The sequence below is a fragment of the Haloarchaeobius caseinilyticus genome (assembly GCF_051207395.1).
GTDB lineage: Archaea > Halobacteriota > Halobacteria > Halobacteriales > Natrialbaceae > Haloarchaeobius.
In genome coordinates this window covers 44,548-71,202 of the sequence record NZ_JBPJZC010000005.1, presented here as the reverse complement: position 1 = coordinate 71,202, position 26,655 = coordinate 44,548, and the positions used below count along the sequence as shown (strand labels likewise).

Genomic DNA, 26,655 nt, shown 5'->3' with positions numbered 1-26,655 from the left:
GGATGGGGAGGAAGTGGCTGCGGTATCTACCGTCGGCGCTAGTGGACTAGTTTCCAGTCACAGATTCAGCACCAGTCCCGGCACCAGAAGCACCAGACGCGACCGAAACGACACCCGAACCAATCTACAACGGTTCTAGTCCCAGACTCGCTTTCAGCACTTCGTCCAGCCGCGCCCGGACTTGCTCGCGGCTGGTCTCGACGGTCGCCGCACCGGCGTCGGCGTGCCCACCGCCGGAGCCCTCGAACACGGCGAGCAGTGGGTCGAGAATCACGTCGACGTGGACGGTGCCGGAACTCCTGACCGCGACGCGAGTAGTCCCGTCGCGTTCGGAGAGGACGACGGCGAGGTCGGCCCCGCCGTCGACCAGGGCGGCGGCGGCCGTGCTAGCGAAGCTACCGACGTGCGAGACGGCGACGACGAGGTCGTCCGCGCCGAACAGTTCGACGCGCTGCATCGCCCGGAGACAGGCGAGTCGCTCGCCTTCGCGCCAGTTCGGGCCGAGCAACGCCGGCAGGTCGTAGGCGCGTTCGCCCGCAATCGACAGCAAGGCGACCACGGCGTCGAGGGTCTCGGCGTCGGCGAGTGCGAGTCGCTGCGTGTCGCTCATGATGCCCGCGAGGAGGAAGAACGCGCCATCGGACGAGAGGTCCCAGCCAGCGGCCCGGGCCAGCTGGTAGACCAGTTCGGCCGTCGCTCCTGCCTCCGGGTCTACGAAGGCGGCGTCAGCGCGCCGGGCGAGGTCGTCCGGTGGGTGATGGTCGACGACGACGAGACGACCGGCCCGGTCGAGGTCGATTGGACCGACGCGGCTGGCGGCCGCCGAATCGACGACGACGGTCAGGTCGAAGTTCGCCGGGTCGGCTCGCTCGACCGCAGGTCCAGCCAGTGGGTGTGCGGACTGGCCGACGCCGCCGGGCGTACAGACCGTCACGTCGTCCAGCAGGGTCGCGAGTGCCCGGGCCGACCCCAGCGCGTCGAGGTCCGCGTGTCGGTGACAGACGACCAGCACGGACCCCGGCCCGTCGAGGAGGGCGAGTACATCGCTAATCTCGGCCGTCGCGTCACTCATACATCAATAGACGCGCGTTAACTAGAAGAGGGCGTCGTCTGTCACGCAACGCACGAGTGGTCGAATCGGCGACGAAAGTGGTGGAAGAGAGAGGGATGAAACTCCCGGTAGAACGCGAAACCCGTCTGTATTCTGTGGAGGGCGTCGGGCGTGGCTGAATCGCAGAGAGCGTTCAGATGCGAAGGCGCGAGACGCGCAGGCAGTCGCCGTTCGTCGTCGGAACGACGGCGTGGAGATCGCGGCGCAGTTCGCGCTCGGCCGCGAGAACCTCATCGCGGTCGTAGCCCCGGGCTTCCATCGTGTGGAGAATGTCACTGCGGTCGGCAGAGGACCCGCCGGTTCCGAGTGCCTGGATGAGCAAGTGCATCTCGTGGGCGATGTCGCTAGGCACGCGTGTACATACCTCCTATAGGACCTTTAAAGCCCAGCCAAGTATGCTTGCCCCACTCCCCGTTTCACGGGCGACGTCCCAGCGACTGAACAGGACCGAACCCAGACCCTGCACTGCCACGCGAGCGTCATATGTTCACAGGCACCATAGATACAGACCAGACATGTTCGAACCGCTGAACCCTGGGTTCGTCGTCGGGCGACTCGCCGTCGTCTCGACGACCGGTGACCGACCGACGCTGGGGGTGCCGGAGTTCACCGCCGCTGCCGACAGCGCGGGGGCATTGGAGGACGCGTATCTCCTCGCGCACCTGTCGGGCTGTTACCTGCGCGTCTGGTCCGACTCGACGACGCCCGCGGAAACCCTCGCGGTGCCCGGCCCGACCCTGCTCGACTACCGACTGCCGGAGGGGCCCGGACCCGTCCTCATCGCGCGCCGCGAGACCGCACGGAGGCTGGACAGATGGCTCGGGTGAGAGGTAGCGAGGAGACGACCATCGCCTTCGGTGGCGACACCATGCTGGGGCGACTGGTCGACGAGACACAGCGAACCCGTGACGTGACCCGCGTCTGGGGCGACCTCCTCCCCACGCTCTACGAGTGCGACGGCGTCGTCCTGAACCTCGAGTGCTGTCTCACGACCCGCGGCGAGCCCTGGCAGGAGACCTACCACCCGTTTCACTTCCGGGCGGACCCCGCGTGGGCCGTCCCGGCGCTCCGCCACGCCGGCGTCGACTGCGTCTCGCTCGCCAACAACCACGTCCTCGACTACGGCCCCGAGGGCCTGTACGACACGTTCGACGCGCTCACGCGCGCGGGCATCGCCAGCACCGGCGCTGGCTGTACCCGCGACTCCGCGTTCCGCCCGGCCGTCTTCCTCGTCGGCGACCTGACCGTCGCACTGTGTGCCTTCACCGACAACACGTCCGAGTTCGCTGCGAGCGAGGACGGCCCGGGCACAGCCTACCTCGTCCTCGACACTGCCGCCGAGGAGACCGTCGAAATGGTCCGCGAGTCACTCGCCGCGGCCCGCGAAGCCGACCCCGATTTGCTCGTCGTCTCACTCCACTGGGGCCCCAACATGCGGACTCGACCGACCGCCGCCTTCCGCGAGTTCGCCCACTTCCTCGTCAACGAGGGCGTCGACGTTGTGTTCGGCCACTCCGCCCACGTCTTCCAGGGCGTCGAGCGCTACGGCGACGGCCTCATCTGCTACGACGCGGGCGACCTCGTCGACGACTACGCGGTCGACCCGAACCTCCGCAACGACCGGAGTTTCCTGTTCGTCGTGAGCGTCGGCCCGGAAGGTGCGCTTCGCTCGCTCCGGCTGATTCCGACCGAAATCGGCGACCGGATGGTGAACCACGCCGCGAACGGCGCGGCCGACCGAAGTCGTCGCCGGATGCAGTCGTTATCGAGCGAGTTCGGGACCACGTTCGACAGGGACGGACAGGACCTCGTGCTGGACCTGAGTGTCCCGGCGGACGGGGAGAAAGGCGTGGCTGGGTGAAGTCATTCGAGACCTACGAGTCGTCTGTTTTGAACGACGTGGAGCGGGTCGTGGCCGAGACGATGGCGTGTCTGTCCGCTTGAACCGTTTTTGCTCGGTGGACGAATAGCTGAAACACTGGTTTGGTTTGCAGTAGCATACGCCTAGAAACCGTTCAGACGTCGGTTCGGCCACGCGCGAAACAGCCAGCGGCGACCACGACGACTCACTCCGACAGGGTTCCCCCATCCAGATACCCTGATAAGGAGTCCGTACTCGACCGGTAGTGCTTGCTGAACGTGAGTACTCGCTCACCGTCCCGAGTCCTATCCGATTCGATGCGGACGTGCAGGCCGAGGCTCCCGAGGTGGTCGAGCAGTTCGTCGAGGACGCGCGGGTCGCCCCGGACCGTGTGCGACTCCGAAAGTGTCTCGCCCGCGGCTACGTCGCGGATGGCTTCGACGAAGGGTCCGAGGATGTCCTCGCCGACCTTGCGCGAGCGCTCGGCCAACTTCTCTTCGGTGTCACCCAGTTCGACGGCCCGGAACGCCTCGCGGAGCAGGCGCGGGTAGACGTACTCCTTGCCGTAGTCGACTGGATAGGCGAAGCCGTAGCGCAGGTTCCCGCGGTTGCACGCCGAGGTGGTGTACTTCGCCAGCGTGTTTCCGTCGGCCGACTTCAGGACGATTCCTTCGCGTCTCGCCCTGTCGAGGTCGTTCACGGCCTCATGGATGGCCGAGGATTCACTGGGCGCGAACGTCCCGAAGTGGCGCACCTGCGGAATCGCGAATCGCTTGCAGACACGGCGACGCGTCCCGGGCGGGAACGGCGCGCCAGTCTCCCGGTGGCGCACGTCGAACGCGAAGAAGGCGATGGAGTCGGCTTCCGGGTACGCGCAGGTCGTGTAGGGATTCTCAGGGCCGACCATCTCACCGCAGAGCATCGCGTCCGGGTACCGGTCGAAAAATTCCCCGAGGTCGAGGTCCCGGCGAACCACCTCGGTCGTGAACGGGCAGATGACCCCACTTCTGGTGAACCCGAGGACCGCGCCGTCGCGGAGGCGGACGACGCGGACGTTGTAGCCGTTCAACTTCTCCTCGGCGACGAACGGGCCGTCGAAGACGCGCCGAATCCCCGCGTCGAGGACGAGGAGCCGCTGGATACTCGGAAAGCCGCGGACGACCACGTCGCCGACGACGGCGGTTCCTGACGGGAGCTTTCGAGTCCGCTGGCGCAGGTTGTAGTACTCACGCCCGCGGAACTCGCGGCGGCCGAACCGGTCGGCGACGGCCTCGAAGTCCCTGCGAGAGAGGCCGAGCCCATCCACGTACTCCATTCGTACTGGTAGGCGGCGAGCGGTCTTGATTCGGCTGGTCCGCCCGATAGAGTATATCTCTGCGGGCGCGTACCGTCACCTATGGCGGGCCACCCCCTCAAACAGCGGTTCGTGGTGGATACCTCGACGTTCCTCTCGCAGGAGAACCGGCGGGAGGACGAGGACCTCGACGCCGCTCTCGCCCGACAGCTAGACCTCATCTCCAGAGCGAAACTGGACCTCAACATCTCGTGTTACATGCCCCCGTCGACCTACCGGGAGCTGACGACGATGCTGGAGAACCGGAACGTCTCCGACGACGTCATGGCCCGGCTGAACACGTGGATCATCAAGAAAGCGCCAGCCAGACTGGAGGTCATGATTCCGGCCGAACTCGTCTACGGCTTCATCGGCGAGATGTCCGAACGCGTGAACCGCGGCCTTCGAGTGTCTGAGAAGGCAGTCCGCAAGGCGGAGGAGTCGCGACTGGACTCCGGTGACCACGCCGACGACCGGATGACCGAAATCGACCACGTCATCTCCGACCTGCGCGACGAGTACCGCCACACCCTCCGACAGGGCGTGCTGGACTCACGCGAAGATTTGGACCTGCTGGTGCTGGCGCGCGAACTCGACGCCGGCGTCGTCACGGAAGACCAGGGCATCATCAACTGGGCCGACGACTTCGGCCTGCGGTATCTACAGGGGAGAGACTTCCCGCGATTGCTGTCGGACTATCTGGACGCGGTGGACCCCGACGTGGAGTAGACGGTATCTGCGGGATGTTCGTGGAAAACCGTGATTAGCTCGGCCGGTGCGGCCGCTTCTCGAACTCACGGCCGACGAGCACGCCGCCCTGCTCGAGCAGCGCGTCGGCGTGGTCCCAGCAGACGTAGGCGAGTAGGTGGCCCCGTGCGACGGCGACGTCCGCCCGCTGCCCGCAGGTGGCACATCGCTGCGTCTCCGGGGCGCGGACGAGACGCATGCGTTGCTCGTGTGGAAATTGGTCGGGAAGGTGCATAACCGTGACTCTGCGTAAGGCACCGCCTTCCCACCGATAACCGACCGTTCGGCGGGCACACAGCTATCTCCTCTGCCGCCGTAAGCCTACTTAGAGGTACCCGTAGATGGATATTCAGACCATCGTCGCAACGGAGTACTGCACGGCCGGGGCCGACACGCCCGCGTCGAAACTCGCCGCCGAGTTCACGGACCCGACGTGTCGTGGCGTCGTCGTCACCGAGGGAAAGCGGTTCCTCGGTGTCGTCACCCGGCGTCGATTCCTCTCGTCGCACCGTAACCCCGGTGAGAAGGCTCGCTCACTCGTCTGGCACGTGCCGACGGTGGGGCCGAGCGAAGACGTCCGCGAGGTCGCCGGCCTGATGCGCGAGTCCGACTCTGGCCTGTTGCCGGTCGAAGACGGCGGTGGCGTCGTCGGCGTCGTCACCGTGACGGACGTGATTCGGGCCGTCCAGCCAGCGCTCTCCGCGGTGGACGTGGGTGCCGTCTCGACGCCCGAGCCCATCTTCGTCGAACCGGGTGACCGCGTCGGGCGGGCACTCCACCTGTTCCGCGAAGAACACATCTCGCATCTGCCCGTCGTCGACGACAGCGGCCTCGTCGGCATCGTCAGTCTGGTCGACGTGGTGCCGTTCGTCGCGCGGGCGGTCGACCGCGCACAGGGCGGGTCGTCCGGCGTGGACACGTCCGGCGGCTCTCGCGGCGGGTTCGGTTCGCGCGAGGGCGACACCGACGATATGCTGGAGGTGCCCGTGCGCGACTTCATGAGCGCGCCAGTGTTGACCGCCGAAGCCGACGACGGCCTCGACGACGCCGTCTCGCGGATGTTAGAGCGTGACGTGTCCTCGGTCGTGGTCGTCGACGACGACGGTGACGTGACGGGTATCGTCACCTACTCCGACATACTCGATGCACTCGCCCGGGAGACGCCCGGTCGCCGGGCCGTGCAGGTCGTCGGGATGGACCTGACCGACGACATGAGCTACCCCGAACTGGTCGACCTCGTCGAGGGCATCATGGCCGACAGTCGGGCCAGTCTGCTCGACGCGAAGGTCCACTTGCACGAACACGACGAGACGCTACGGGGGACGCCGCTACTGTTCGCCCGGATGCGCCTGTTCACCGACCGCGGGATGTTCATCGCGTCGGGTGAGGGCTACGGCGCGAAGCAGGCCATCGGCGAAGCCACCGACGCCATCAAGCGCCAACTCCGTGACCGGAAGACCTACGCGCGGAGCAAGAAGCACCCGACGCCAGAGGAGAAAGCCCAGATGCGTGGCTGGGAGTCGACCGAGTAGCGGCTCCACAGTCGGCACTGGGGCGTGAAAAAGAACGAAACAGCGAACGAGTTTTAGTTGAGGTGGCCGCCGTCTTCGAGGTTGTCCATGACGTCGTCGACGAACGCGTCGACGGAGTCGTACGGGAAGTCGCCGCCCGGCAGCTTCGTCTGGAGCTCCATCGCGGTCATCGAGAAGTCACCGGACTCGAAGCGCGTACCCGGACCGTTCGGGAGCGCGGGGACGAGGTCCATCGGGCTGGAAATCGGGTAGTCTGCGCCCTCGAAGGCGTCGATCATCTGCTGTCGGAGATCGTCTTTGTCGACCATACCCGGCAAGTCACGCGGATAAATAATAAATCCTTGGGTAGTTGGTTGATTGGCGACGCCGGTGAGGCTGACGCGTAGAGATGTGCCGGGAGAAACCCGCTCTCTGGTAAAGAGCACGTACAGCGTGCCGAATCGTGGGAGTCTCTATGGTAGTATTTGAATCACACAGAGATTCTGAAAGCCCTCGATAATTTCTCGTCTCGACAGCAGTTCATAAACGCCATATAAGTACATGAGAGTGCAAACACCCTGCATAAAGAAAAAGACTATTAATACATTGTAATTATTATGTTATTCTGGTGATACCCTCGTAGACACCGATTAATAGGCCCTGAGACACCAAATTAGACCCATATTGTCGAATCGAAAAAGTGCCAAAGTTTTTCTCTATAATGTTATCCCTACCAAATATATAAAAATTCTAATACATCTGCTAATTGGACAATAACTTATTACACACATCCAGTCTGTGCTACATAGCGCGGAGTCGCTGAGTCCCGCTCGGGAAGACACACGTGCAATCGAAGACAGCCCCGAACTCCACGTCGAAACGCGGTCAATGTGCCCGTACTGAACGGCTACACGCCCTCACGTCGTGGGGTGACCATCGACCCGGTAGAGAGGACACTACACATGGGTACTAACACCATCGACTCACTATCTGGTGGCCCCGATTCGGCCCCGCAGACAGAACAGAGCGAAACGCACGGGAACGACGAAGACGCGACGAACACAGAGCCCGACAACGAGTCGTTGCCACTCGACGCAGTATTCGACATTCTTCGGAACGAACGACGGCGACGCGTCCTGCGGTATCTGCTCGACAACGACGGTCGAGCGACCATCAGTACGCTCGCCGAACACATCGCTGCCATCGAGAACGACACCACTACACAGGCGCTCTCGGCGCAGGAGCGAAAACGAGTGTACGTCGGACTCTATCAGTGCCATCTGCCGCGGATGGACGACACCGGCGTGGTCCACTTCGAACAGGGCCGCGGCGTGATCGAGCTCGCAGACGCAGCCGACCAGCTCTGTACCTACCTCGACAGGGACGACGGCGACGGTGATGGCGGAGCGCAGTCAGAGACTGACGAAACAGGAGAAGTGGAGAGTGAAGAGGCAGCAGTCGAAGCCGAATCAACCTCGCTCGACCAGCCGATTCCGGCCGAGGCGAGCCTCGACATCACCCCGTACTACGTGCTGACCGCCGGTCTCGGTGGTGTCGCGTACTTCGGACTCGGTGCTGGTGCCTCGTCGCCGTGGCTCCCAAACGCCATCGTCACCGTCACCATCGTCGTCATCATCTATCTCGCAGTACTCGACCGGTCGATGCACACGGACTGAACCGCGCCGACTCTTTTTCTGCCAGTTCGTTGTCTCCGAGGTAGTCCGTCGACAGCCCGTCGAAGGCGATTCCTACTCGTGCATCTTCGGTGTATCAATTCCCTACAGTGTGTCCCACAGCCGCCTCGGGACTAGCTGCAGTCATATAGACTCTATAACAATGAAGGGCCCGATGGAACCTGCTATCGTCGCTCATAGATCGGGTCACCCACCCGATTTACGAACGAGCAATGATAACATGATAGAGATACTATCTCGCTCGAAACAGGTTCGTCCGCTCGTCGATACGGGTATCGGCCACGGAGGCTGGTACTGATGTGCGGTATCACGGGCTATCGTGGTACTGCAGACACCGTCGAGAAGCTCGTGGCTGGGCTGGAGAACCTGGAGTACCGCGGCTACGATTCGGCAGGTATCGCAGTATCGAACGGAGACGGCGTCGAGGTGGTCAAGCGCGAAGGTGAGATACCCAACCTCGAACGCGACCTGACGGGACTCACTGCCGACGGGCTCGGCATCGGACACACGCGCTGGAGTACGCACGGCCCACCGACGGACACCAACGCGCACCCGCACTCGGACTGCACTGGGACCGTCGCCGTCGTCCACAACGGCATCATCGAGAACTACGACGTACTCAAAAAACGGCTGGCCACCACCCACAATTTTACCAGTGACACGGATACGGAGGTCATCCCACACCTCATCGAGGACGAACTGGCCGCCGGACGGTCCCCCGAGGAAGCGTTCCGCGCGGCCGTCTCCGAACTCTCTGGAAGTTTCGCTATCGCTGCGATTATCGACGGAACCGACGCTATCTTCGCTGCACGGAAGGGGTCACCACTGGTCCTCGGATTGAACGATTCTGAAGTCTACCTGGCGAGTGACGTGCCCGCGTTCCTCGACTTCACCGAAGAAGTCGTCTATCTCGAAGACGGCGACATCGTCGTCGTCGACGCGGACGGCTGGGAGGTCACCGACGCGGACGGCCACCACCAGGTGCGCCAGTCGAAGCGCATCGAGTGGACTGCCGAGGACGCCCAGCGACGGGGGTACGACCACTATATGCTGAAAGAGATACACGAACAGCCCGCCTCACTCGACCAGACTCTCCGTGGCCGAATCAGTGCCGACGACGACATCGCGCTCGACGAGTTCCCGGAGGGAGCGTTCTCGGACGTCTCCCGCGTCCAATTCGTCGCCTGCGGAACGTCCTATCACGCGGCGATGTACGCGACTCAGCTGTTCCACAAGTGGGGCATTCCCGCCACCACGTATCGCGCGGGGGAGTACTCGACCTCGCCGGCACCCATGGAAGAGGACACCCTCGTCATCGGTGTGACCCAGAGCGGCGAGACAGCCGACACGCTCGAATCGCTCCGCCGAGCGAAGGAAGCAGGTGCGCGCACGCTGGCGGTGACGAACGTCGTCGGGTCGACGGCCGCACGCGAGTGCGACGACACGATATTCATCCGTGCCGGCCCGGAAATCGGCGTCGCCGCGACGAAGACGTTCTCGTCGCAGGTGACGACACTCGCACTGCTGGCGCGACTGATCGCGGAGCAACACGAGGTCGACTGGGCCGAACAGAAGGACTTCGTGCAGGCACTTCGGTCGCTCCCGGAGGACGCCAAGACCGTCCTCAACGACACCCGAGTGGGCGACATCGTCCAGCAGTACGCCGACAAGCAGTCGTACTTCTTCATCGGCCGTGGTCTCGGCTACCCGGTCGCACTCGAAGGGGCGCTGAAGTTCAAGGAGATCACCTACGAACACGCCGAAGGGTTCGCCGCCGGGCAGCTCAAGCACGGGCCGCTCGCGCTCGTCTCGTCGGATACGCCAGTGTTCGTCGTCTTCACCGGCGAGAACACAGCGAAGACACTCCAGAACGTCGCCGAGGTACAGGCGCGCGGCGCGCCCGTAATCGGCATCGCGGGCGACGTCGAAGACCGTGTCGCGAACCACGTCGACGAGTTCTTGCACTACCCCGATACGCATCCGATAGCGGCTGGAATCCTCGCCAACTTGCACCTCCAGCGTGTGTCGTACCACGTCGCCGACCGGCTCGACCGTGCTATCGACAAACCGCGAAACCTGGCGAAAAGTGTGACAGTAGAGTGATGGCGATGCGAGGGGAACCACGCGAAGTCGGGCAGCTGTCTCCGATGAGCGTCCGCTATCGTCGTTACTGCCCGTCGCGCCGTCGACGGCCGAGGCCGTCAGCCGTCCGTGGAGACCGACCACGGCCACGCTCTTGCGGTACTCGCGTCACGGCCACGTCGGTGCGTCGAATACCGGAACCGAGCTGTCCCGGACTGTGGGACCCAACTCGGTGTGCAGGAGGTGTGGCTAGATGAGTCAGCCAGAGCAGACCGAGTTGACAGAAGACCGTGTGTTCGACCTGCTGAGCAACGAACGCCGGAGAGTGATCCTCTCGTACCTCGACCAGCACGACGGCCCTGTCTACGTCAGAGATATCGCACAGCACATCGCCGCACTGGAGAACGACGTCGACCCAGACGAGGTGACCAGCAAGCAACAGAAACGGTCGTACGTCTCGGTGTACCAGCGACACATTCCGAAGCTGGCGGACGCCGGGCTCGTCGAGTACAACGACGAGGAGCGGACGGTCCGACTCACATCGCGCGTCGAGGAGCTACACCGGTACCTCCCCACCGACGACGAGCAGACCCCGTGGCACCTCTACTACACCGCGCTCGCTATCGTCGCGGGTGTCACGTTCGCACTGTTGCAGACGGACGTCATCTCGCTGGGCATCGCCGGCGAGACCGCGGCGCTGGGGGTCATCATCGGCTGGTTCATTCTCCTCTCCAGCATCCACCTGTACAAGGCCCACTTCGTGACGAAGGACAAAGATATCTCACTAAGTGTCGATAAAGATTTCAACCAGTAACGGTGCGTACGCCGCGTGCGGCCCACGGGTAATCTCGGACTCGTGGTCGCAACGGCAGCGTGTGTATGCAGGACGGTCCGCGTTACTCCTCGCCGTCGTCGTCCACGTTCTTGGGGACCAGTATCTCAGGCGTACGCTTGTACGACGGCGTTTCTACGAACTTCTGGATGCGGTCCCAGTCCTTCTTCGTGAGGTAATCCGACATACACGAGAAATACGCTCGCATGTAGATAAGCACCTCTACCGTTCACACTGTGTGAACGACAGTAACTACAGAATAATCTATTATCAATTGTTTACTAGATGCGTATAGGTTCTGCCTGCCAGGGCCTACATCTCGGTACGGCGTCGTCGGTGCTCGACGAGGTCGCGCAGTCCGTCGGTGACCGCGACGGTCGGCGTGTACGCGAGTTCGTCGCCCGCCCGGGTGAGGTCGGCCCGACTGTGTTCGACGTCGCCCGCCCGGGAGTCCTGATGGACGATGTCGAGTTCCGAATCGGTGAGTTGGCAGACGTGTTCTGCGAGTTCGCGGATGCTGATGCTCGACCCGGTCCCGACGTTGAACGACCGCCCGACATGGTCGGTCGTCGCCGCGCGGATGTTCGCCTGCACGACGTCGGAGACGTGGACGAAATCCCGCGTCTGCTGCCCGTCGCCATGAACCGTCAGTGGGCCGCCGTCGCGTGCCTGCGAGAGGAACGCGTCGATGACGCCGCTGTACCCGCCGCCACCCTGCCGTGGGCCGTAGACGTTGAAGTACCGAAGTGCGACCGTCGGCAGTCCGTACACTTCGTTGTAGACGTGTGCGTACCGGTCGACCGAGAGCTTCGACACGGCGTACGGCGACTCGGGACGAGGAATCGTCGACTCCGGCGTCGGAATCGTCTCGGGGTGCCCATAGATGGCCGTACTAGACGCCATGACCACACGGGCGTCCTCCGCTTTCGCGCGTTCGAGGAGGCGAAGTGTCGCGCTCGTGTTCCGCTCGTGGTTCGCCGTCGGGTCGGCGATGGACGCCGGGACGCTGACGAGCCCTGCCTGGTGGAACACGACGTCGACACCACGCATCGCTCGGTCGAGGAGCGTCGAGTTTCGAACGTCACCCTCGAAGAAGGTCGCGTCGTCCGGGACGTACGCCTGCTCGCCGTTCGAGAGGTCGTCGATTATCCGGACGTCGGCGACTTCGGTGAGAACATCTGCCAGTGTGCTACCGATGAATCCTGCACCACCGGTCACGAGGACGGTCGAACCAGCGAGACCGGACTCGGCGAGTCGAGCCCAGCGCGCAGGGTTCGTCACGCTGTCTGTCATTTCACCCGAAGACACACCGTCAGGGCGGTTTGTTAGTCACAGCCGAACGAACGCCCGGACATCCATCTCTGAGGGGGCCGTATGCGGCCGCGAGCAGGTTCCTCAGTCGGTTAACCACCGACGAGGACGAGTAGTAGATGCATTACAAAGCCTCACGAGCGGATTACACCTCGTATGAGCAAGCGTCCCACGACACGGCGCACACAGCGGTTCGCTCCGAGACGACCGGTCGAGAACGACTCCGAGCGTCGACCGACGAGTCGGTCGTGGCTGCGCGTCTAACCGATGTGGCCGTGGGAACACCTCGCGTTCGGCTACATCCTCGCACACATCACCCTCCGTAGCGAGACCGAACGAATCGACATTTTCGCGCTCGTCGCCGTGATACTCGGAACACAACTGCCCGACATCATCGACAAGCCACTCGCGTGGATATTTGGCGTCCTTCCGAGTGGAACCTCCCTCGGACACTCGCTCCTATTTATGGTCCCGGTTGCGGGTGCCGTCGTGGCCGGCTGCTGGTACCGAGACAGAGTTTCCGTGGGAATCGCGTTCGCCGTCGCGTACAGCTCGCACCTCCTTGGTGACTTACTCTATCCGCTCGTGTTCACTGGCAGCCTGCCGCCCATCGGAATCCTCTTTTGGCCACTGGTGCCGGCCAACTCGTCGTCTGCGACGTTCACCGGGAACGTCATCAAGTACCTCGACATCTACTTCGACGCGCTGTTGAGTCCACGAGGAATCTTCTTTCTCTCACTCGAATTCCTCCTTCTTGGGGCCGCGCTGCTACTCTGGGTCAGAGACGGCCGCCCCGGCTGGCCCGACTTGGAGGGGTGACGTTCACCGCAATTATCACCGGATTACCACCAGCGAGCGTCCATGGAGACGGAGACGCAGCGCCGACACCGGGATGGCCGGCTCAGGAGTCGAAACGGGACATAGGAACTCGCTACGACCGTCAGGCAATCAATAACAAAGCGTCGAGCAATCGGTTCTCTGTCCATGCCCGGAGATGGCTCGAAATCGACAGACACTGTCGACCAGACGCGCACCAGAGTCGATGCGGCGACGAATAGTAGTGGAGGTGACGTATGACGGCAGAGGCGTCGATTATCGGCAAGCGAAGTGACGTCCACGAGACTGCCGTCCTCAATCACTCCCACGGTGAGGACGATCCGCAGCCGACCCAGGTCGGCACGAACGCGACCGTCAGGGCGGGAACCATCATCTACGCCGACGTCGTCACAGGCGACGATTTCGCCACCGGTCACAACGCGCTCGTCCGGGAGTTCACGGCTATCGGTGACGACGTGCTCGTCGGGACGAACACCGTCATCGACGGCCGGACGGAAATCGGCTCGCACGTCAGCCTCCAGACGAACGTGTACGTCCCGTCGCAGTCGGTCATCGGCGACCGCGTCTTCGTTGGCCCCGGCGCGACGTTCACGAACGACCCGTATCCGGTTCGGCGGGAGACTTCCCTGGTCGGCCCGACCATCGAGGACGACGCGTCCATCGGTGCCGGTGCGGTCGTCTTGCCAGGTGTGACCGTCGGCGAAGGTTCCTTCGTCGCTGCCGGGTCGCTCGTCACGCAGGACGTGCCGCCGGGACACCTCGCTATCGGCGCACCAGCGCACCACGAACCGCTCCCGCCCGAACTCGACGGAGGGAACTTGCTCGAATGATTCCGATTGCAAACCCAATCATCGAACGAGAGGAGTACGAACGCGTACAGGCGGTACTGGAGAGCGGCCACATCGCAGACGGGCCGGAAGTGCGAGCCTTCGAAGACGAGTTCGCCGACTACTGCGGCAGCGACCGCGCGGTCGCCACCTCGAACGGGACGACCGCACTCCACGTCGCCCTCGAAGCGCTCGACCTCCCTGCCGACGCGACGGTCGCCACGACGCCCTTCTCGTTCATCGCCACCGCGAACGCTATCAGACTCGCCGGCGCGACGCCACACTTCGTCGACGTCGACCCCGAGACGTTCAACCTCGACGCGAACGCGCTCGAATCGGAACTGCGCGACGGCCTCGACGTCGACGCCGTCATCGCGGTCCACCTCTACGGCCTGCCGGCACAGATGGACCACCTCGCGGAACTCGCACAGAGCTACGACTTCGCGCTCGTCGAAGACGCGGCACAGGCCCACGGCGCACGCTTCGATGGCGACCGGGTCGGCTCCATCGGTGACGTGGGGTGTTTCTCGTTCTACCCGACGAAGAACATGACCACGGGCGAAGGCGGGATGGTGACGACCGACCGCGACGACGTCGCCGACCGCGCCGAACAGTACGTCAACCACGGCCGTGCAGAGTCCGGCTACGAACACGTGAGCGTCGGCCACAACTTCCGGATGACGAGCATCGGCGCGGCCATCGGTCGCGCCCAACTCGACCGGCTTCCGCAGTTCATCGAGGCACGACAGGCGAACGCCGCCCGACTGGACGAGCTGCTCGCCCACCTCGACGTGACGACGCCGGCGGTCCCCGCGGACCGCACACACGTGTACCACCAGTATACCATCAAGACGCGAGACCGCGACAGACTCAGGGCGGTGCTTTCCGACCGTGACATCGGCACCGGGGTGTACTACCCGACGCCCATCCACAAACAGCCTGCGTACGCGGGCAACAGCACCGAAGCACCGACCGCAGAGCGACTGGTCGACGAAGTCCTCTCGCTTCCAGTTCACCCGCGAGTCGACGCCGAGGACATCGCGTTCGTCGCGGACGGAATCGAGGCTGCACTCGATGCCGTCGAAGTCGGAGGTGACGCCCGATGAGCGAGCGCAACATCGCCCCGCTCCCACTCGACGCTGGCGTCATCGGCGTCGGCTCGATGGGCAGCAATCACGCGCGAATCTACGCCGAGCTGTACGAGGTAGATCTCGTCGGTGTCGCCGACGTCGATGAGCAACAGGCCCGCAAGGTGGCCGCCGAGCACAACACCGAGACGATGCCACGTGCCGAACTCCTCGAAGCGGTCGATATCGTCTCCGTAGCGGTTCCAACACGGTTCCACGACGAAATCGTCCGTGAGTGTATCGACGCTGGTGTTCACGTCCTCGTCGAGAAACCCTTCGTTCGAAACGTCGAGTGTGGCCGCGAACTCGGTCGACTGGCTGACCGCGAAGACCTCGTTCTGCAGGTCGGGCACATCGAGCGGTTCAATCCGGCGACACAGGTCGGCCTTGAGATCATGCCCGACCTGGACGTGACCGCACTGACGACACACCGTCTCGGACCACCGGTCGACCGCGACAGCAACGACGACGTCGTCCTCGACCTGATGATACACGACATCGACATCGTCCTCGCGCTGGTCGGTAACGATCCAGTGGCGTCGGTCTCCGCCTCCGGCGCGGCTAATGGCGAGTACGTCATCGCGACCGTCGAGTTCGAGAGCGGTATCGTCGCCGACCTGACCGCGAGTCGGGTCACACAGCAGAAAGTGAGAGACCTCGCGATTACGGCGACCGAGTGTCGGGTCGCAGTCGACTACCTCACACAGGATGTCGAGATACACCGGAACTCCATGCCAGAATTCGTTACCGACGAGCAGACCTTCAAGTACCGCCACGAGGGCGTCATCGAGCGCCCGATTGTGGAGAACACCGAACCGCTCAAAGCCGAACTGTCGTCGTTCGTAGAGGCGGTCGTGACCGGCACCGAGCCGAAAGTCACGGCAGCCGATGGTGTGCGTGCAATCGAACTCGCGAGACGAATCAAAGCGCTGGCCAGAACGAACGAGAAGCGAGCGGCAGTCCTCGAAGACACTGTACTCGGCGAGAACGACTGATGTCGAACAGCATGCAACGCCGTCCGTACGAGACCGGCGTCTCGAAAGAGGCTCGCCGGGAGGCGTTTCGAACTGGCCAGGAACCCGTCGCAGTCTACGGACTCGGCAAGATGGGGCTCCCGCTCGCCGCAGTGTTCGCCGACGTGAGCGGTGCCGTCGTCGGTGCCGACATCGACCGAACGGTGGTCGACACCATCAACCGCGGTGAGAGTCACATCGACGGCGAACCGGGGTTAGCAGAACTGGTCGAGCAGACGGTCGACGACGGGTCGCTCAGCGCGGTCTCGGACCCTGCGACTGCCGCAGCCGAGGCGTCGATTCACGTCATCATCATCCCGACGCCGATTACCACGGCGAACGAGCCAGACCTCTCGATACTCGAGCACGTGGTCGCCGACGTGGCGACCGGGCTCGACCCGGGCGACCTCGTCCTCGTCGAGTGTACGGTCCCGCCAGGGACCTGCTCTACGCTCGTCGAGCCGACGCTAGCGGCCGAGAGCGGACTCGAACCGAGCGAATTCGGTGTCGCGTTCTGTCCCGAGCGAACGTCGAGTGGTCGTGCGATTCGAGACATCACCGAGTCGTACCCCAAAATCGTCGGTGGGACCGACCAGACGGCCGCCGCCGCCGCAGCGAGTATCTACGAGGAAGTGACCGACGCCGGCGTCATCCGCCTGCCGGACGCGGCGACTGCAGAGGCGGTCAAACTGTTCGAAGGAGTCTATCGCGACGTGAACATCGCGCTCGCGAACGAACTCGCCCGGCTGACAGACCACCTCGCCGTCGACGTCCGCGAGGCCATCGAGGCGGCGAACACGCAGCCGTACTGTGACATTCACGACCCTGGCCCCGGTGTCGGCGGGCACTGCATCCCCTACTACCCGTACTTCATCATGGACCGGGTCGAGGCGGAGACTCCGTTGCTCCGGACCGCCCGCGCGGTCAACGATTCGATGCCCGCGTTCACCGTGGAAGTACTCGAACGAGAACTCGGTGCGAGAGAGGCGGCCGGTGGCAGTCTCGCCGGGACGATCGTCCTCGTCCTCGGACTGACCTATCGGCCCGGCGTCGAAGAGACGCGCGCGACGCCAGCGAAGGGAATCGTCGACGGACTCCGACGCCGCGGTGTGGACGTCCTGACGGTCGACCCAGTGCTGGATGACCACGGTGCGTTCGACGGGACGCAGGTCGCACTGACGGACGTAGAGACCGTCGACGCCGACGCTGCGGTGATGGTGACGCCGCACGCCGAGTTCGACGACATCGAGTGGACCGCGTTCGACCCGCTCGTCGTCGTTGATGGCCGGGACACGCTGGACCTGTCGGAGACGGCCCACCACGTGTACACGCTCGGGCGCGGCTCGTCGACCGGCCGAGACGGCGAGTAGCCAACTTATTTTCCGCGTGGCCGTACTTCGGTGACCGCTGTCGTCTCGCACGCGAACATAGCCTCAGTCGGAGACAGTCAACGACGGCGGCAGCGCTCGTCAGCTCCGGCTCCGAGTGGACCACGGTAGGCACAGAGCCAGCTAGTTCCTCTGATAAACACGAGAAACCGGCGGCAACAGTGTTCAGGGCGTCGGAGCTACGCGCCGCCCTAGGTCGTCAAGGAAGCGGTTCAGTCCAGATAGCCGAGCGATTCGAGGCGGCTCCTGACCTCCTCGCCGCTCGTCGCCGATTCACTCTCGTCGTCCGTCTCGGCTTCGACGGTGGCGAGCGTCTCTTCGAGCACGTACGCCACGTAGTCGTCTACCGTCTCGAACATCGTGTACTGGAGTCGGTCTGTGACCCGGTCGACGAGGTGCGGGTCGAGCGATACCTGGGACTGGGTCGACTGTGTCTCGGTTGTCTCGGGCATGATGTCTCTGTTTCGCACGACACTACGCCCATCGCAGACATTGTTAGCTGGGCACTACCCGCGCAGAGCGCCTGAGACAGGAGGTCGAGACAAGGCGTCGGTCGGCTAATCAGCCTATAACAATGCGTTCTGGCAGACACGAGTGTAGCAAGAGACGACCACGTCCGCGTCGTTCACACGGATTATTCAGACAATGTCAGATTCAGACCCCCAGAACATCGTTCTCGTGACGGTCGACAGCCTCCGCGAAGACTACTGTGGCTTCATGGGTGACAGCCGGAACCTCACCCCGAACATGGACGCCGCGGCCAACGACGGCCTCCTCTTCACCAATGCCATCTCCCCCGGCCCGGCGACACTCGACGCGATGCCCGGCATCTTCACCGGCGAGAACGTCCCGGACACCGAAGTAGAGTCAGACCTCGACTGGAGTGAACAGTTCCAGCACCATCTCCGCGCCCGAGGGACCATCGCAGAGCGACTCTCTCGACTCGGGTACGAGACCGCGGCGTTCACCGCGAACCCGTGGACCTCGCGGGAGTTCGGGTTCGACCGGGGGTTCGACCACTTCGAAGACTTCTTCGACGAGACGGACGAGGAGGGCGACGACGAAGCCGCCGAAAGCGACGACGAGGGTGACGGACCGCTCTCGACGCTCCGATACGGGGTGCAGCTCGCACGCGACTGGCGGTCGACCTCGAACATGTTCATGGCGTGGGACTCGTTCTACGACGACATCGTCGCGTGGACCGAGCAGGCGTCCGAACCCTACTTCCTCTGGCTGTTCCTGGTCGACGTGCACATGCCGTATCTCCCGCCGAGTGAGTTCCGGCGCGGCACCGCCGCCAGCACCTACGCGTCGAACCTCTGGCTCTATCTCCAGGCGACTGGACGAGACGGTGACATCCCACTCGAATCGGTGTTCCGCCCGCCGCTCCTTCGCGCGTACGAAGACACCATTTCGTACACCGACGAGTACTTCGGTCGGCTCACCACCGACCTCGATGATGACGACCCGCTGTTCGTCGTCCACGCCGACCACGGCGAAGGGTTCGGTGAGCGCGGCATCTACGGTCACGGCCCACAACTCTACCGTGAAAACGTCCACGTGCCGCTGTTCGTCGCCAACGGTCCAAGCGACAGGATCGACGAGCCGTTCTCACTCACGCGAATCCCCGACTTGCTCGAAACGCTCGCAGCGGACAACGACCCAAGGGCACTCACCCAACCCATCGTCCGTACTCGCAACCACGACCCGACGTTCGCCGTCCGCGGCCGCGACTGGAAGTACATCTACACGCCAGACGAGGAGAAGGTGTTCGACCTCACCGACGGGGAAGTCGAGGTCATCGACGACGACCACCGTTCGGTCGGTCGTGACGTGGTCACGCTGTGGCGACGGGACGAGCGAGAACGTCGAGACATCGCGGACGCCGCGAAGACCGTCGCCATCGAGCAGGACGTGTAAGCGTCGGTCACGGACGCGCCGGTGCTGTTGCTACTTCTGCTAGGTGGAGTGCAGTCAAAATCGAAAAACGGTGAGGACGAGGAAGACCGAACGTGCTCAGGCTCGTTCGAGACGCGGGAGCGAGTAGATGTCGTCCGACCGGGTCGCCGCCGCGACGAGCACGTCGGTGAGGTTCACCATCTCGTTCACGTACGCTTCGTATCTGTTTCGCCAGTCGTCGTCTGGCCCGACTTCGAGGAGGTGTTCGGCACGGGTGAGGACCTCGTCGAACTCGCCGACGTTCTCGACAAGTCCCTGTTGCTCTAGCTCGACGAAGTTCCCCATGTCGTCGTCACCGACGAACGAGTTGGAGCGAATCGCAGGCGTCCCGAGCAGGGCCGCCTCGGTCACCATGGTTTGTGTGTCAGCGATGAGCAAGTCGGCTTCGGCGAGTGCGTCGTGCAGTTGCGACGGGTGGAGGTCAAACGGGCGCGCGTCGAGCTGGTCGAGGTTCATTTTGCCGCCCTCGTCGGAGACGAAGACGGTGACATGCTCGCTCAACTGCTCGACGAGGTCGCGACGGTCGGCTGGTGAGAAGCCAGAGTGGTTCACGTCGTGGTGTGACCCGAACGCGTTGAACCGCAAGATGGCGTACCGCTCGTCGGGGGCGACGCCGAGCAGGTCGCGGATGCCGTCGCTGGCCGAGAACACCTCGGGGTGGAGATACGCGCTCTCTTTGAACCCGCGAAAGCGGAGGTGTTTCGCGCCGAGTTCCTTCCGGAACGCGTGGGGCGTCAGTATCGCCCGGGCGAACGGTTTCGAGATGGCGTGGTCGAGCGAGGTCGGCTCCGAGTCGTGGACGAGCACGACGGGTGTCCGCGCGAGCGCGCCCGCGTGTGCCGCGTACGCACCGATGCCGAAGATGAGGTCCGGGTCGAACCGCCGCGTCTCTCGTGCGATGCGGAAGTAGTGACCGGGCAACTCTCTGAACAGCGAGCCCTTCGTCGTGTCACACGACCCGTAGACGACGTACGGGAGGCCGGTATCGTCGAGCAAGTCGACGGTACAGCCGTACTCGCGTGCGAGAACGAGCACGTCGTTTCCGGCCGCCCGAAGTCGTTCTGCGGCGTGTTTGTACAGGTGGACGTGGGCTGGCGTGTTGGTGAAGAACTGGTATCGCATAGTGAGTCACAGGATGTTCAGCGGGTTCCGTTTGTAGAGCGATGCGAGGACCGTCATCTCGGGTGTCCCTCGTTCGAGGCCGTAGTACGGGACGAGTTCAGGGGCGAACTTGGCCTTGTAACGAGTGAGACGCCGTGTATTCGCGCCGACGAGGTCGTATCGAGTCCGGTCGCGTCCGACTGCATCCTCGATGATGTGCCAGTCCAGTATGTCGTTCACCGGCAAGTCGACGTCGTGATAGCCAGCACCCTGCCACCGGAAGATAGTGTCGCCAGCCTCGACCGTGAGGACGCCGCCGACGAACTTCCCGTCGAGGAAGATCTGGTACGGCCGGACGTAGTCGGCGGTCAGCTCCCGGTAGACGTCGGTAAGGAACGCCTGTTCGAGTGGATATCCGAGGTCCTGCTCGGCGTATCGGTCCTCAATGATGTTGTGGATGCGACCGACTGCGTCCTCGTCGCCAACAGTCACCTCGTACCGGTCCGGGTCGGCGTCACGGATGTTCCGGCGGCAACTCCGGCTGAACGCCTTCAGGAGACCGTCATCGTACTGTGTCAGGTCGACCTGATACGTGTAATACGGCGTCGAGGAGAAGTCGTTCCACGAGTACGGCCGGATGTCGTCGTAGCCGGGACTCGCTCGGAGATGCTCGTAGCGCGGCCCGATAGTCGATTCGATCCACTCGAAGCAACCCTCGACGAAGCGTTCGTGGCGACGTTCTTGCTTGCGCTGGCTCATCTGCTCGAAGTTACAGAGTGCGGGACCGAGGAACGGAACGAGCAGTCCAGGTGGCGGTGAGAACACTGCACTCACGCCGAACTTCGAGAGTTCGAACACCGGAAAGATGCCGACCGGCGCGTTCCCCTTGTACCCGACGAGCGGGTGGATTGTCGTCCCAGAGTTGCGGGCGAGCACCCGTAAGAACTCTAGTCGGTGGAAGACGGTACCTTGTGATGAGCGTTCGACGTGTCGATTCCAGTCGTCGAGTTCGTCTGTTGCTGATGCGTCGTGAATTTCAATACTCATGCTTCTAATCGTTCAGGGGCTTTCGGTGGGTTGTTCGGCAGGCATTTCCTGTGTCGAGACGACCGGGCCGGTCGCCGGTTCCTCAACAGCTGACGGGGACTCGTCCGACCGAGACTCGTCTGAATGCTCGTAGCGGCGTAGTTCGAGTTCCTCGCCCTGGTCGCGGTCGAGTTGCATCCCAGTCGAGAGTGCGTACCCACCAAAGAGCCACAACAGGCACACGCCGACGAGACTCAGGCCGACCGATCCCTGTGTCGTCAGGTTCCACAGGCCGACCAGACCACTCACCGTGCCCGCCAAGACTGCGAGTACCCCGATGACGTAGTAGCACACGAGCGGGTGGAACTCGAAGACCAGATACCGCGTCTTGAGCCGCCAGAGGAAGGTGGTCAGTAGTAACGCGGCAAGTTTCGGGACGAACGTCCGGTAACGGATACCACTCTTCTCGTCGCCGTATTTTGCGGGGATAGAGACGTCTGCAACGCGCATTTCGTACGCGTTCAAGCGTACCAGTAAATGGTTCGCGAACCCGTAATCCTCGTAGAGGTCGTCAAGTCCAATTCGGTCGAACGCGTCCACAGAGATGGCAGTGTAGCCGTTCTGTGGGTCGCTGATTCGCCAGTAACCGCTCGAAATTTTGGTGAGGAGGCTCAACAGGGAGTTCCCGAAGAACCGCCAGCGCGACATGCTTGCCGAGTGGTCGCGAAAGATTAGCCGATTACCCTTCGCATATGCTGCCTCACCAGCCGTGATGGGTTCGATAAGTCGGTCTAAGACCCCGAGGTCCATCTGTCCATCACCGGCGACGACGGCGACGACATCGAGTTCGTCGGTCCGGGCACGTTGGTAGCCGGTCTTAATCGCCCCGCCGACGCCCCGGTTCGCGCCGTGTCTGATAGCGACGACTCGGAACGAGTCTACGTCGTCCCATCGCTGGTCTATGACAGCCTCCCGTATCGTCGCGTCCGACGGAACGTGTTCGGAGATCTCTTCCCACGTTCCGTCCGTCGACGCGTCGTCGACGACGTAAACTCGGTCGACGAATGCCGGAATCTCTTCGATGACGTCACCGACGAGCCCTTCTTCGTTGTAGGCTGGGACGACGACACCTATGCGGTTCCCGTCGTACATTATCCCGAGCTACGCCAGTGCTGAGCGCTGGTCGTTCGCGTTTCGTTCGTCGGTCGTCCACTGCGTCGACGCATCACTCGTAGCCACCCAGAGTAACTCCTTTGTTAGACAGGCCATTCCACGAGGTAATGGTGATATTCCAGTCGCCGCAACTGCTTATGAGGAGAGTGCTGCCGCGTACACCGACCGAATCTGACTCCCCATCGAAGCGAGGTCTCGGTCGCTGACTCCTGCGCGTCCAGTCGACCGCTGGCGGGCTTCGAGGATACGGAAGAGTTGGGTGACGAGTGCTGCCTCCGAGTCACACAGTGCCGACTGTTCGACGCCGTCAAGCAGTTCGGGAACGTCCCCGACGTCCGTCGAAACCACCGGAGTGTTACACGCCATCGCCTCTTTAACCGAGTTCGGCGAGCCTTCGTACGAGGAAGTGAGCAAAAGTGCATCTGCAGCGTTGTAGTAGTAGAACATTTCCTCGTGCGGAACGTCAGTGACGGTCTGGAGCGTCACCGGCCAGTCGGCGAGTTCGTCGACAGCCTCGACGACGCGCTCGGCGAGTGGATAGTTCTTCACTGGCCGTCTCGTCGAGTACGGAAAGAAGACGTGGCGCGTCTCGGGGTCCCAACCCACTCTCTCGCGGGCCGTTTCTGGTGGTACCGGCTGGAATCGGTCGAGGTCGACGCCATGTGGTATCACGTGTGCGTCGCCCTGCAACTGGGCAGCCATCCGTTCGGACATAACGATGACTTCGTCGCATTGCCTGGCGGCTACCTTCCCCAGCCAGCCGTACTTGCCCATCAGGTCGGACCCCCACAGTGTGAGCACCACGGGCAGTCGGAACTGGGCGAGTGCGGCCGGTGCGGTCAATCCGTAGTTTGCGTGGACCACGTCGAAGTCGTTCAACGACTCGCGGACGACCATCGGGAGGAACCGCACGTAGTCGACGACCGAGCGTGTCTCCGGGTTCGACTGTGTAGCGAACTGGTTACCGGGGACGCTGACCGTCGTCACGTCGACCCCCTGTTCACGGAGGGCGTGAACCTGATGGGTGTAGAACGTCGATTTCGGGTTCGACGTGAGCGAGAGCACGTTCATTGGTCAGGTCTAGCCGAGTAGTACGCTTTGTTATAGACGGGTTACTGGAACCGTCGAACTGTGACCGAAAATCGCGTCGGTCCGACGCGGACGAAACGGGGAGAGTGTGTGCCCTCGACGACGCAGGTCGGTTCGCCCCAGTGACCGATGCCGACCGTGGAAGACGGGTGGCCAGCGAGAGAAATATTGGCTTGAAAGAATATGTCCAAATCACATATGTTCGTGCCTAGTCATTGGTTATTCGTCACGGTGACGGTATCACGGGCAGAATCCTCAGCCGTATTCAGTGACTAACGAATCGCTCCAAACAATACCGACACCATACATAATGAATAATAACAATCGGGCATTTTGCCACGGAGCAATGTCAAAACCGGCGCCCTCTGGGGGCAAGACACGCATTAACGTACCCATATGAGTGTTAAAACCAGGTTCCCCGACACGAAGTAGTTCGCTTTTTCGTGAATATTTTGTATAAAATTCAGTGAGAGATTGTTCGCCATTATACGATATTTTACTAAATTTTGATTTTGTGTTTTCAAAAAGATATATATGGTTAACGTATTATTAGCGAAGTGGTCATGGTAGACGGAACATCCAGCAGTCCAGACGAAACACCCCCCCGAGACATTTCGGCGAAGAAATCGCTGCTCGACCGCCGTTCCTATCTCAAGTTTGCTGGTGCAGCAGTCGCGGCGGTCGCCGGCAGTGGAATGGCGAGTGCGGCCGACGACTACGAGACCATCACGGTCGACGCACACTCGCAGCGGAGTATCCGTATCGGGAGTAACGAGACGTTAGAGAACGTCCTCATCGACCAGACTGCACCCGGTGCGATGGTTCGCATCCACGCGAGCGGTAGCAACTGGACAGTCCGGAACGTCGGTATCAAAGGCAAGGTGACCGACCGGGAAGGCGAAGACAGCGCGCTGTTCATCCCGGGGGTCGACGCCGGCAGCAAGGGTCTCATCGAGAACGTCTATATGGGTGATGGGACCAGTGGCTCGAACTCTATTAACGGGTTCTGGGTCAATTCGAAGGGCCACGAAGGAACGCTCGTCATCCGGAACCTGAACGTTGGATATTGGGCCGACAACGGTGTCTACGCGAGCGGCCCCGGTGTGAAGGATAGCTACGGTGGCGGTGAAGTCCACATCGAGAACTCCTACGCGCACAACAACAACATCAGTGGCTTTCGCATCGGGACTCCCGGGAGCTACGTCAAGGACTCGGTCGTCAACAACACGGGTGACGCCCCGCCGCTCGAGAACGGGGCAGTCAACGCACGCGGTATCTGGGGCAAGGAGCGAGGCGGCCTCCGTGCGATCAACTGCGACGTGTCGCACCCGTCGGGTATCGCCGTGCAGGCGAGCGACGCCGGCAGTATCACACTCGAAAACTGCCGAGCCGATGGCAAACTGTACGAGAAGTCCGGCGGGGACATCAGCGGTGGGAGCGAAGGGTCGCCGAACACGGCAGCCCCCGCGGGCGTCCCGATGTCGCCGGAAGAAGCGGCCAGTGGCACGGTATCCGAGCCGGACCCGGACCCCGAACCGGACCCGGACCCCGAGCCGACGCCGGAAGACACGCTGACGGTCGAGACGAACGAGGGCGGCCCTCTCGTCGAGTACGAGTTCACCATCGACGGCGACGTCGCCAAGGGAGACAATGCCGAGGGGAACGACAGTATCGATGGCGGCGACGGCGAGACCGTCGTCACCGGCAAGGTCGGGAACGGGTACACCGACAACTACGCCATCGGCGGCTCGCTCACGGACTGGTCCGCCAACACCGACGCCGACACGTACCGCGTCCTCGTCAACGGCGAGGAAGTCACCCCCACGGAGCCCGACCCGACGAAGACGCTGACGGTCGAGACGAACGAGGGCGGCCCTCTCGTCGAGTACGAGTTCTCCATCGATGGCGACGTCTCCAAGGGAGACACTGCTGAGGGGAACGACAGCATCGACGGCGGCGACAGCGAGACCGTCGTCACCGGCAAGGTCGGGAACGGGTACACCGACAACTACGCCATCGGCGGTTCGCTCACGGACTGGTCCGCCAACACCGACGCCGACACGTACCGCGTCCTCGTCGACGGCGAGGAAGTCGACGTCGGCCCGACCGAGCGGACGCTGACGGTGAAGACGAACGAGGGCGGCCCCCTCGTTGAGTACGAGTTCACCGTCGACGGCGACGTCTCCAAGGGTGAGAATTCAGAGGGCAACGACTCCCTCAAGCAAGCAGACGGCAGCACCGTCGTCTCCGGCAAGACCGGTAACGGCTACACGGACAACTACACCATCCACGGTGACGTTTCGAACTGGACGACCGACGCCGACGACAGCGAGTACACTGTCACCATCGACGGCGAAGAGGTGAACCTGTAGCGAGGCCAGTGTCGAACTGAGCTGTTCATTTGGGGTCGCAAGACCGTTCCGCCCCCGCTCCCTCATCCACCCCCCTCCCCCCTTTTCGTGGTAGCAAGCCCCTACCGAGAGCTGTACGCGGTATTTTCGTTCATAACAATCAGGCCCCCAGTCCGAACTCCGAGCATGAAAGTGCAGTCTAGCTCGACCGACTGGTCGACTTCTCCATACACCGTGAACCACAGCGAGAACAGCAGGCCGTGGGACCACTACGGCGTCCCA

General features: G+C 62.9%; 26 protein-coding genes. 14 read left to right on the top strand and 12 right to left on the bottom strand.

What is annotated here, in order from left to right; genetic code table 11:
* Positions 1–124: 124 nt before the first annotated feature.
* Both ACSC1P_RS20180 and ACSC1P_RS20175 read right to left on the bottom strand, forming a co-directional pair.
* On the bottom strand, positions 125–1,072 hold the full coding sequence (locus ACSC1P_RS20180) for a DHH family phosphoesterase (RefSeq protein ID WP_435362013.1): 948 nt from the start codon (positions 1,070–1,072) through the stop codon (positions 125–127).
* A gap of 172 nt (positions 1,073–1,244) precedes the next feature.
* Positions 1,245–1,463: a hypothetical protein gene (locus tag ACSC1P_RS20175; protein WP_435362012.1), complete on the bottom strand. Its 219-nt coding sequence runs from the start codon at positions 1,461–1,463 to the stop codon at positions 1,245–1,247.
* Positions 1,464–1,626: 163 nt separating this feature from the next.
* On the opposite strand from ACSC1P_RS20175, the gene ACSC1P_RS20170 reads away from it, so the two are divergent.
* On the top strand, positions 1,627–1,938 hold the full coding sequence (locus ACSC1P_RS20170; protein WP_435362011.1) for a DUF5802 family protein: 312 nt from the start codon (positions 1,627–1,629) through the stop codon (positions 1,936–1,938).
* The gene (locus tag ACSC1P_RS20165; protein WP_435362010.1) at positions 1,926–2,972 is read left to right on the top strand and encodes a CapA family protein; all 1,047 of its coding nucleotides are present in this window, start codon (positions 1,926–1,928) and stop codon (positions 2,970–2,972) included. The genes ACSC1P_RS20170 and ACSC1P_RS20165 overlap by 13 nt, the downstream gene beginning before the upstream one ends.
* A 205-nt stretch (positions 2,973–3,177) precedes the next feature.
* On the opposite strand, the gene ACSC1P_RS20160 is transcribed toward ACSC1P_RS20165, so the two are convergent.
* On the bottom strand, positions 3,178–4,287 hold the full coding sequence (locus ACSC1P_RS20160; RefSeq protein ID WP_435362009.1) for an RNA ligase: 1,110 nt from the start codon (positions 4,285–4,287) through the stop codon (positions 3,178–3,180).
* Between the two features lie 81 nt (positions 4,288–4,368).
* Here ACSC1P_RS20160 and ACSC1P_RS20155 point away from each other — a divergent pair, with 81 nt between their 5' ends.
* Positions 4,369–5,034 carry an RNA ligase partner protein gene (locus ACSC1P_RS20155; protein ID WP_435362008.1) on the top strand — a complete coding sequence of 222 codons (666 nt, stop codon included), beginning with the start codon at positions 4,369–4,371 and terminating at the stop codon, positions 5,032–5,034.
* A 34-nt stretch (positions 5,035–5,068) separates the two neighbouring features.
* Here ACSC1P_RS20155 and ACSC1P_RS20150 read toward each other — a convergent pair whose 3' ends face one another.
* Entirely contained in the window at positions 5,069–5,251 is a 183-nt protein-coding gene (locus ACSC1P_RS20150) for a hypothetical protein (RefSeq protein WP_435362007.1), read from the bottom strand.
* 142 nt (positions 5,252–5,393) lie between these two features.
* On the opposite strand from ACSC1P_RS20150, the gene ACSC1P_RS20145 reads away from it, so the two are divergent.
* Positions 5,394–6,584: a CBS domain-containing protein gene (locus tag ACSC1P_RS20145; protein WP_435362006.1), complete on the top strand. Its 1,191-nt coding sequence runs from the start codon at positions 5,394–5,396 to the stop codon at positions 6,582–6,584.
* 53 nt (positions 6,585–6,637) lie between these two features.
* Here the strand turns inward: ACSC1P_RS20145 and ACSC1P_RS20140 are convergent, their stop codons facing one another.
* The gene (locus ACSC1P_RS20140) at positions 6,638–6,892 is read right to left on the bottom strand and encodes an MTH865 family protein (protein ID WP_435362005.1); all 255 of its coding nucleotides are present in this window, start codon (positions 6,890–6,892) and stop codon (positions 6,638–6,640) included.
* Positions 6,893–7,525: 633 nt separating this feature from the next.
* Between ACSC1P_RS20140 and ACSC1P_RS20135 the strand changes: the two genes are divergently transcribed.
* From ACSC1P_RS20135 to ACSC1P_RS20125, 3 genes are all read left to right on the top strand, one after another.
* Entirely contained in the window at positions 7,526–8,239 is a 714-nt protein-coding gene (locus ACSC1P_RS20135; RefSeq protein ID WP_435362004.1) for a DUF7344 domain-containing protein, read from the top strand.
* A 315-nt stretch (positions 8,240–8,554) separates the two neighbouring features.
* On the top strand, positions 8,555–10,360 hold the full coding sequence (gene glmS, locus ACSC1P_RS20130) for a glutamine--fructose-6-phosphate transaminase (isomerizing) (protein ID WP_435362003.1): 1,806 nt from the start codon (positions 8,555–8,557) through the stop codon (positions 10,358–10,360).
* A gap of 232 nt (positions 10,361–10,592) precedes the next feature.
* Positions 10,593–11,153 (top strand): ArsR/SmtB family transcription factor, encoded by a 561-nt coding sequence (locus ACSC1P_RS20125; RefSeq protein WP_435362002.1) that lies wholly within the window; start codon positions 10,593–10,595, stop codon positions 11,151–11,153.
* An 82-nt stretch (positions 11,154–11,235) separates the two neighbouring features.
* Here the strand turns inward: ACSC1P_RS20125 and ACSC1P_RS20120 are convergent, their stop codons facing one another.
* Positions 11,236–11,358: a hypothetical protein gene (locus ACSC1P_RS20120; protein ID WP_435362001.1), complete on the bottom strand. Its 123-nt coding sequence runs from the start codon at positions 11,356–11,358 to the stop codon at positions 11,236–11,238.
* A gap of 125 nt (positions 11,359–11,483) precedes the next feature.
* On the bottom strand, positions 11,484–12,464 hold the full coding sequence (locus ACSC1P_RS20115) for an NAD-dependent epimerase/dehydratase family protein (RefSeq protein ID WP_435362000.1): 981 nt from the start codon (positions 12,462–12,464) through the stop codon (positions 11,484–11,486).
* Positions 12,465–12,749: 285 nt separating this feature from the next.
* Here ACSC1P_RS20115 and ACSC1P_RS20110 point away from each other — a divergent pair, with 285 nt between their 5' ends.
* The 5 genes from ACSC1P_RS20110 to ACSC1P_RS20090 all read left to right on the top strand — a co-directional run bounded on the left by ACSC1P_RS20110 (position 12,750) and on the right by ACSC1P_RS20090 (position 17,656).
* A complete protein-coding gene (locus ACSC1P_RS20110; protein WP_435361999.1) occupies positions 12,750–13,301 on the top strand; it encodes a metal-dependent hydrolase in 552 nt (183 codons plus the stop codon).
* Positions 13,302–13,555: 254 nt separating this feature from the next.
* Entirely contained in the window at positions 13,556–14,149 is a 594-nt protein-coding gene (locus ACSC1P_RS20105) for an acyltransferase (protein ID WP_435361998.1), read from the top strand.
* Entirely contained in the window at positions 14,146–15,252 is a 1,107-nt protein-coding gene (locus ACSC1P_RS20100; RefSeq protein WP_435361997.1) for a DegT/DnrJ/EryC1/StrS family aminotransferase, read from the top strand. Before ACSC1P_RS20105 ends, ACSC1P_RS20100 begins: the two co-directional genes overlap by 4 nt.
* Entirely contained in the window at positions 15,249–16,268 is a 1,020-nt protein-coding gene (locus ACSC1P_RS20095) for a Gfo/Idh/MocA family oxidoreductase (RefSeq protein WP_435361996.1), read from the top strand. Before ACSC1P_RS20100 ends, ACSC1P_RS20095 begins: the two co-directional genes overlap by 4 nt.
* Complete coding sequence (locus ACSC1P_RS20090) at positions 16,268–17,656, top strand: nucleotide sugar dehydrogenase (protein WP_435361995.1); 1,389 nt, start codon at positions 16,268–16,270, stop codon at positions 17,654–17,656. The genes ACSC1P_RS20095 and ACSC1P_RS20090 overlap by 1 nt, the downstream gene beginning before the upstream one ends.
* Before the next feature lie 230 nt (positions 17,657–17,886).
* Here ACSC1P_RS20090 and ACSC1P_RS20085 read toward each other — a convergent pair whose 3' ends face one another.
* The gene (locus ACSC1P_RS20085; RefSeq protein WP_435361994.1) at positions 17,887–18,126 is read right to left on the bottom strand and encodes a hypothetical protein; all 240 of its coding nucleotides are present in this window, start codon (positions 18,124–18,126) and stop codon (positions 17,887–17,889) included.
* A gap of 193 nt (positions 18,127–18,319) precedes the next feature.
* On the opposite strand from ACSC1P_RS20085, the gene ACSC1P_RS20080 reads away from it, so the two are divergent.
* Complete coding sequence (locus ACSC1P_RS20080; protein WP_435361993.1) at positions 18,320–19,594, top strand: sulfatase-like hydrolase/transferase; 1,275 nt, start codon at positions 18,320–18,322, stop codon at positions 19,592–19,594.
* 96 nt (positions 19,595–19,690) lie between these two features.
* Here ACSC1P_RS20080 and ACSC1P_RS20075 read toward each other — a convergent pair whose 3' ends face one another.
* The 4 genes from ACSC1P_RS20075 to ACSC1P_RS20060 all read right to left on the bottom strand — a co-directional run bounded on the left by ACSC1P_RS20075 (position 19,691) and on the right by ACSC1P_RS20060 (position 24,004).
* On the bottom strand, positions 19,691–20,755 hold the full coding sequence (locus ACSC1P_RS20075) for a DUF354 domain-containing protein (RefSeq protein WP_435361992.1): 1,065 nt from the start codon (positions 20,753–20,755) through the stop codon (positions 19,691–19,693).
* A gap of 6 nt (positions 20,756–20,761) precedes the next feature.
* Positions 20,762–21,781 (bottom strand): lipid II:glycine glycyltransferase FemX, encoded by a 1,020-nt coding sequence (locus ACSC1P_RS20070; RefSeq protein ID WP_435361991.1) that lies wholly within the window; start codon positions 21,779–21,781, stop codon positions 20,762–20,764.
* Between the two features lie 12 nt (positions 21,782–21,793).
* Entirely contained in the window at positions 21,794–22,912 is a 1,119-nt protein-coding gene (locus ACSC1P_RS20065) for a glycosyltransferase family 2 protein (RefSeq protein WP_435361990.1), read from the bottom strand.
* Between the two features lie 156 nt (positions 22,913–23,068).
* A complete protein-coding gene (locus ACSC1P_RS20060) occupies positions 23,069–24,004 on the bottom strand; it encodes a glycosyltransferase (RefSeq protein WP_435361989.1) in 936 nt (311 codons plus the stop codon).
* 581 nt (positions 24,005–24,585) lie between these two features.
* Between ACSC1P_RS20060 and ACSC1P_RS20055 the strand changes: the two genes are divergently transcribed.
* Positions 24,586–26,394 carry a hypothetical protein gene (locus ACSC1P_RS20055; protein WP_435361988.1) on the top strand — a complete coding sequence of 603 codons (1,809 nt, stop codon included), beginning with the start codon at positions 24,586–24,588 and terminating at the stop codon, positions 26,392–26,394.
* The last annotated feature ends 261 nt before the right edge of the window (positions 26,395–26,655 follow it).

Bases quoted from the DNA above. Each gene is read 5' to 3' on its own strand.
- ACSC1P_RS20180 (WP_435362013.1), bottom strand. From the start codon at position 1,072: ATGAGTGACGCGACGGCCGAGATTAGCGATGTACTCGCCCTCCTCGAC.
- ACSC1P_RS20160 (WP_435362009.1), bottom strand. From the start codon at position 4,287: ATGGAGTACGTGGATGGGCTCGGCCTCTCTCGCAGGGACTTCGAGGCC.
- ACSC1P_RS20070 (WP_435361991.1), bottom strand. From the start codon at position 21,781: ATGAGTATTGAAATTCACGACGCATCAGCAACAGACGAACTCGACGAC.
- ACSC1P_RS20090 (WP_435361995.1), top strand. From the start codon at position 16,268: ATGTCGAACAGCATGCAACGCCGTCCGTACGAGACCGGCGTCTCGAAA.
- ACSC1P_RS20120 (WP_435362001.1), bottom strand. From the start codon at position 11,358: ATGTCGGATTACCTCACGAAGAAGGACTGGGACCGCATCCAGAAGTTC.
- ACSC1P_RS20100 (WP_435361997.1), top strand. From the start codon at position 14,146: ATGATTCCGATTGCAAACCCAATCATCGAACGAGAGGAGTACGAACGC.
- ACSC1P_RS20165 (WP_435362010.1), top strand. From the start codon at position 1,926: ATGGCTCGGGTGAGAGGTAGCGAGGAGACGACCATCGCCTTCGGTGGC.
- ACSC1P_RS20145 (WP_435362006.1), top strand. From the start codon at position 5,394: ATGGATATTCAGACCATCGTCGCAACGGAGTACTGCACGGCCGGGGCC.
- ACSC1P_RS20135 (WP_435362004.1), top strand. From the start codon at position 7,526: ATGGGTACTAACACCATCGACTCACTATCTGGTGGCCCCGATTCGGCC.
- ACSC1P_RS20105 (WP_435361998.1), top strand. From the start codon at position 13,556: ATGACGGCAGAGGCGTCGATTATCGGCAAGCGAAGTGACGTCCACGAG.
- ACSC1P_RS20140 (WP_435362005.1), bottom strand. From the start codon at position 6,892: ATGGTCGACAAAGACGATCTCCGACAGCAGATGATCGACGCCTTCGAG.
- glmS (WP_435362003.1), top strand. From the start codon at position 8,555: ATGTGCGGTATCACGGGCTATCGTGGTACTGCAGACACCGTCGAGAAG.
- ACSC1P_RS20155 (WP_435362008.1), top strand. From the start codon at position 4,369: ATGGCGGGCCACCCCCTCAAACAGCGGTTCGTGGTGGATACCTCGACG.
- ACSC1P_RS20075 (WP_435361992.1), bottom strand. From the start codon at position 20,755: ATGCGATACCAGTTCTTCACCAACACGCCAGCCCACGTCCACCTGTAC.
- ACSC1P_RS20065 (WP_435361990.1), bottom strand. From the start codon at position 22,912: ATGTACGACGGGAACCGCATAGGTGTCGTCGTCCCAGCCTACAACGAA.
- ACSC1P_RS20055 (WP_435361988.1), top strand. From the start codon at position 24,586: ATGGTAGACGGAACATCCAGCAGTCCAGACGAAACACCCCCCCGAGAC.
- ACSC1P_RS20080 (WP_435361993.1), top strand. From the start codon at position 18,320: ATGTCAGATTCAGACCCCCAGAACATCGTTCTCGTGACGGTCGACAGC.
- ACSC1P_RS20110 (WP_435361999.1), top strand. From the start codon at position 12,750: ATGTGGCCGTGGGAACACCTCGCGTTCGGCTACATCCTCGCACACATC.
- ACSC1P_RS20170 (WP_435362011.1), top strand. From the start codon at position 1,627: ATGTTCGAACCGCTGAACCCTGGGTTCGTCGTCGGGCGACTCGCCGTC.
- ACSC1P_RS20085 (WP_435361994.1), bottom strand. From the start codon at position 18,126: ATGCCCGAGACAACCGAGACACAGTCGACCCAGTCCCAGGTATCGCTC.
- ACSC1P_RS20125 (WP_435362002.1), top strand. From the start codon at position 10,593: ATGAGTCAGCCAGAGCAGACCGAGTTGACAGAAGACCGTGTGTTCGAC.
- ACSC1P_RS20115 (WP_435362000.1), bottom strand. From the start codon at position 12,464: ATGACAGACAGCGTGACGAACCCTGCGCGCTGGGCTCGACTCGCCGAG.
- ACSC1P_RS20060 (WP_435361989.1), bottom strand. From the start codon at position 24,004: ATGAACGTGCTCTCGCTCACGTCGAACCCGAAATCGACGTTCTACACC.
- ACSC1P_RS20095 (WP_435361996.1), top strand. From the start codon at position 15,249: ATGAGCGAGCGCAACATCGCCCCGCTCCCACTCGACGCTGGCGTCATC.
- ACSC1P_RS20150 (WP_435362007.1), bottom strand. From the start codon at position 5,251: ATGCGTCTCGTCCGCGCCCCGGAGACGCAGCGATGTGCCACCTGCGGG.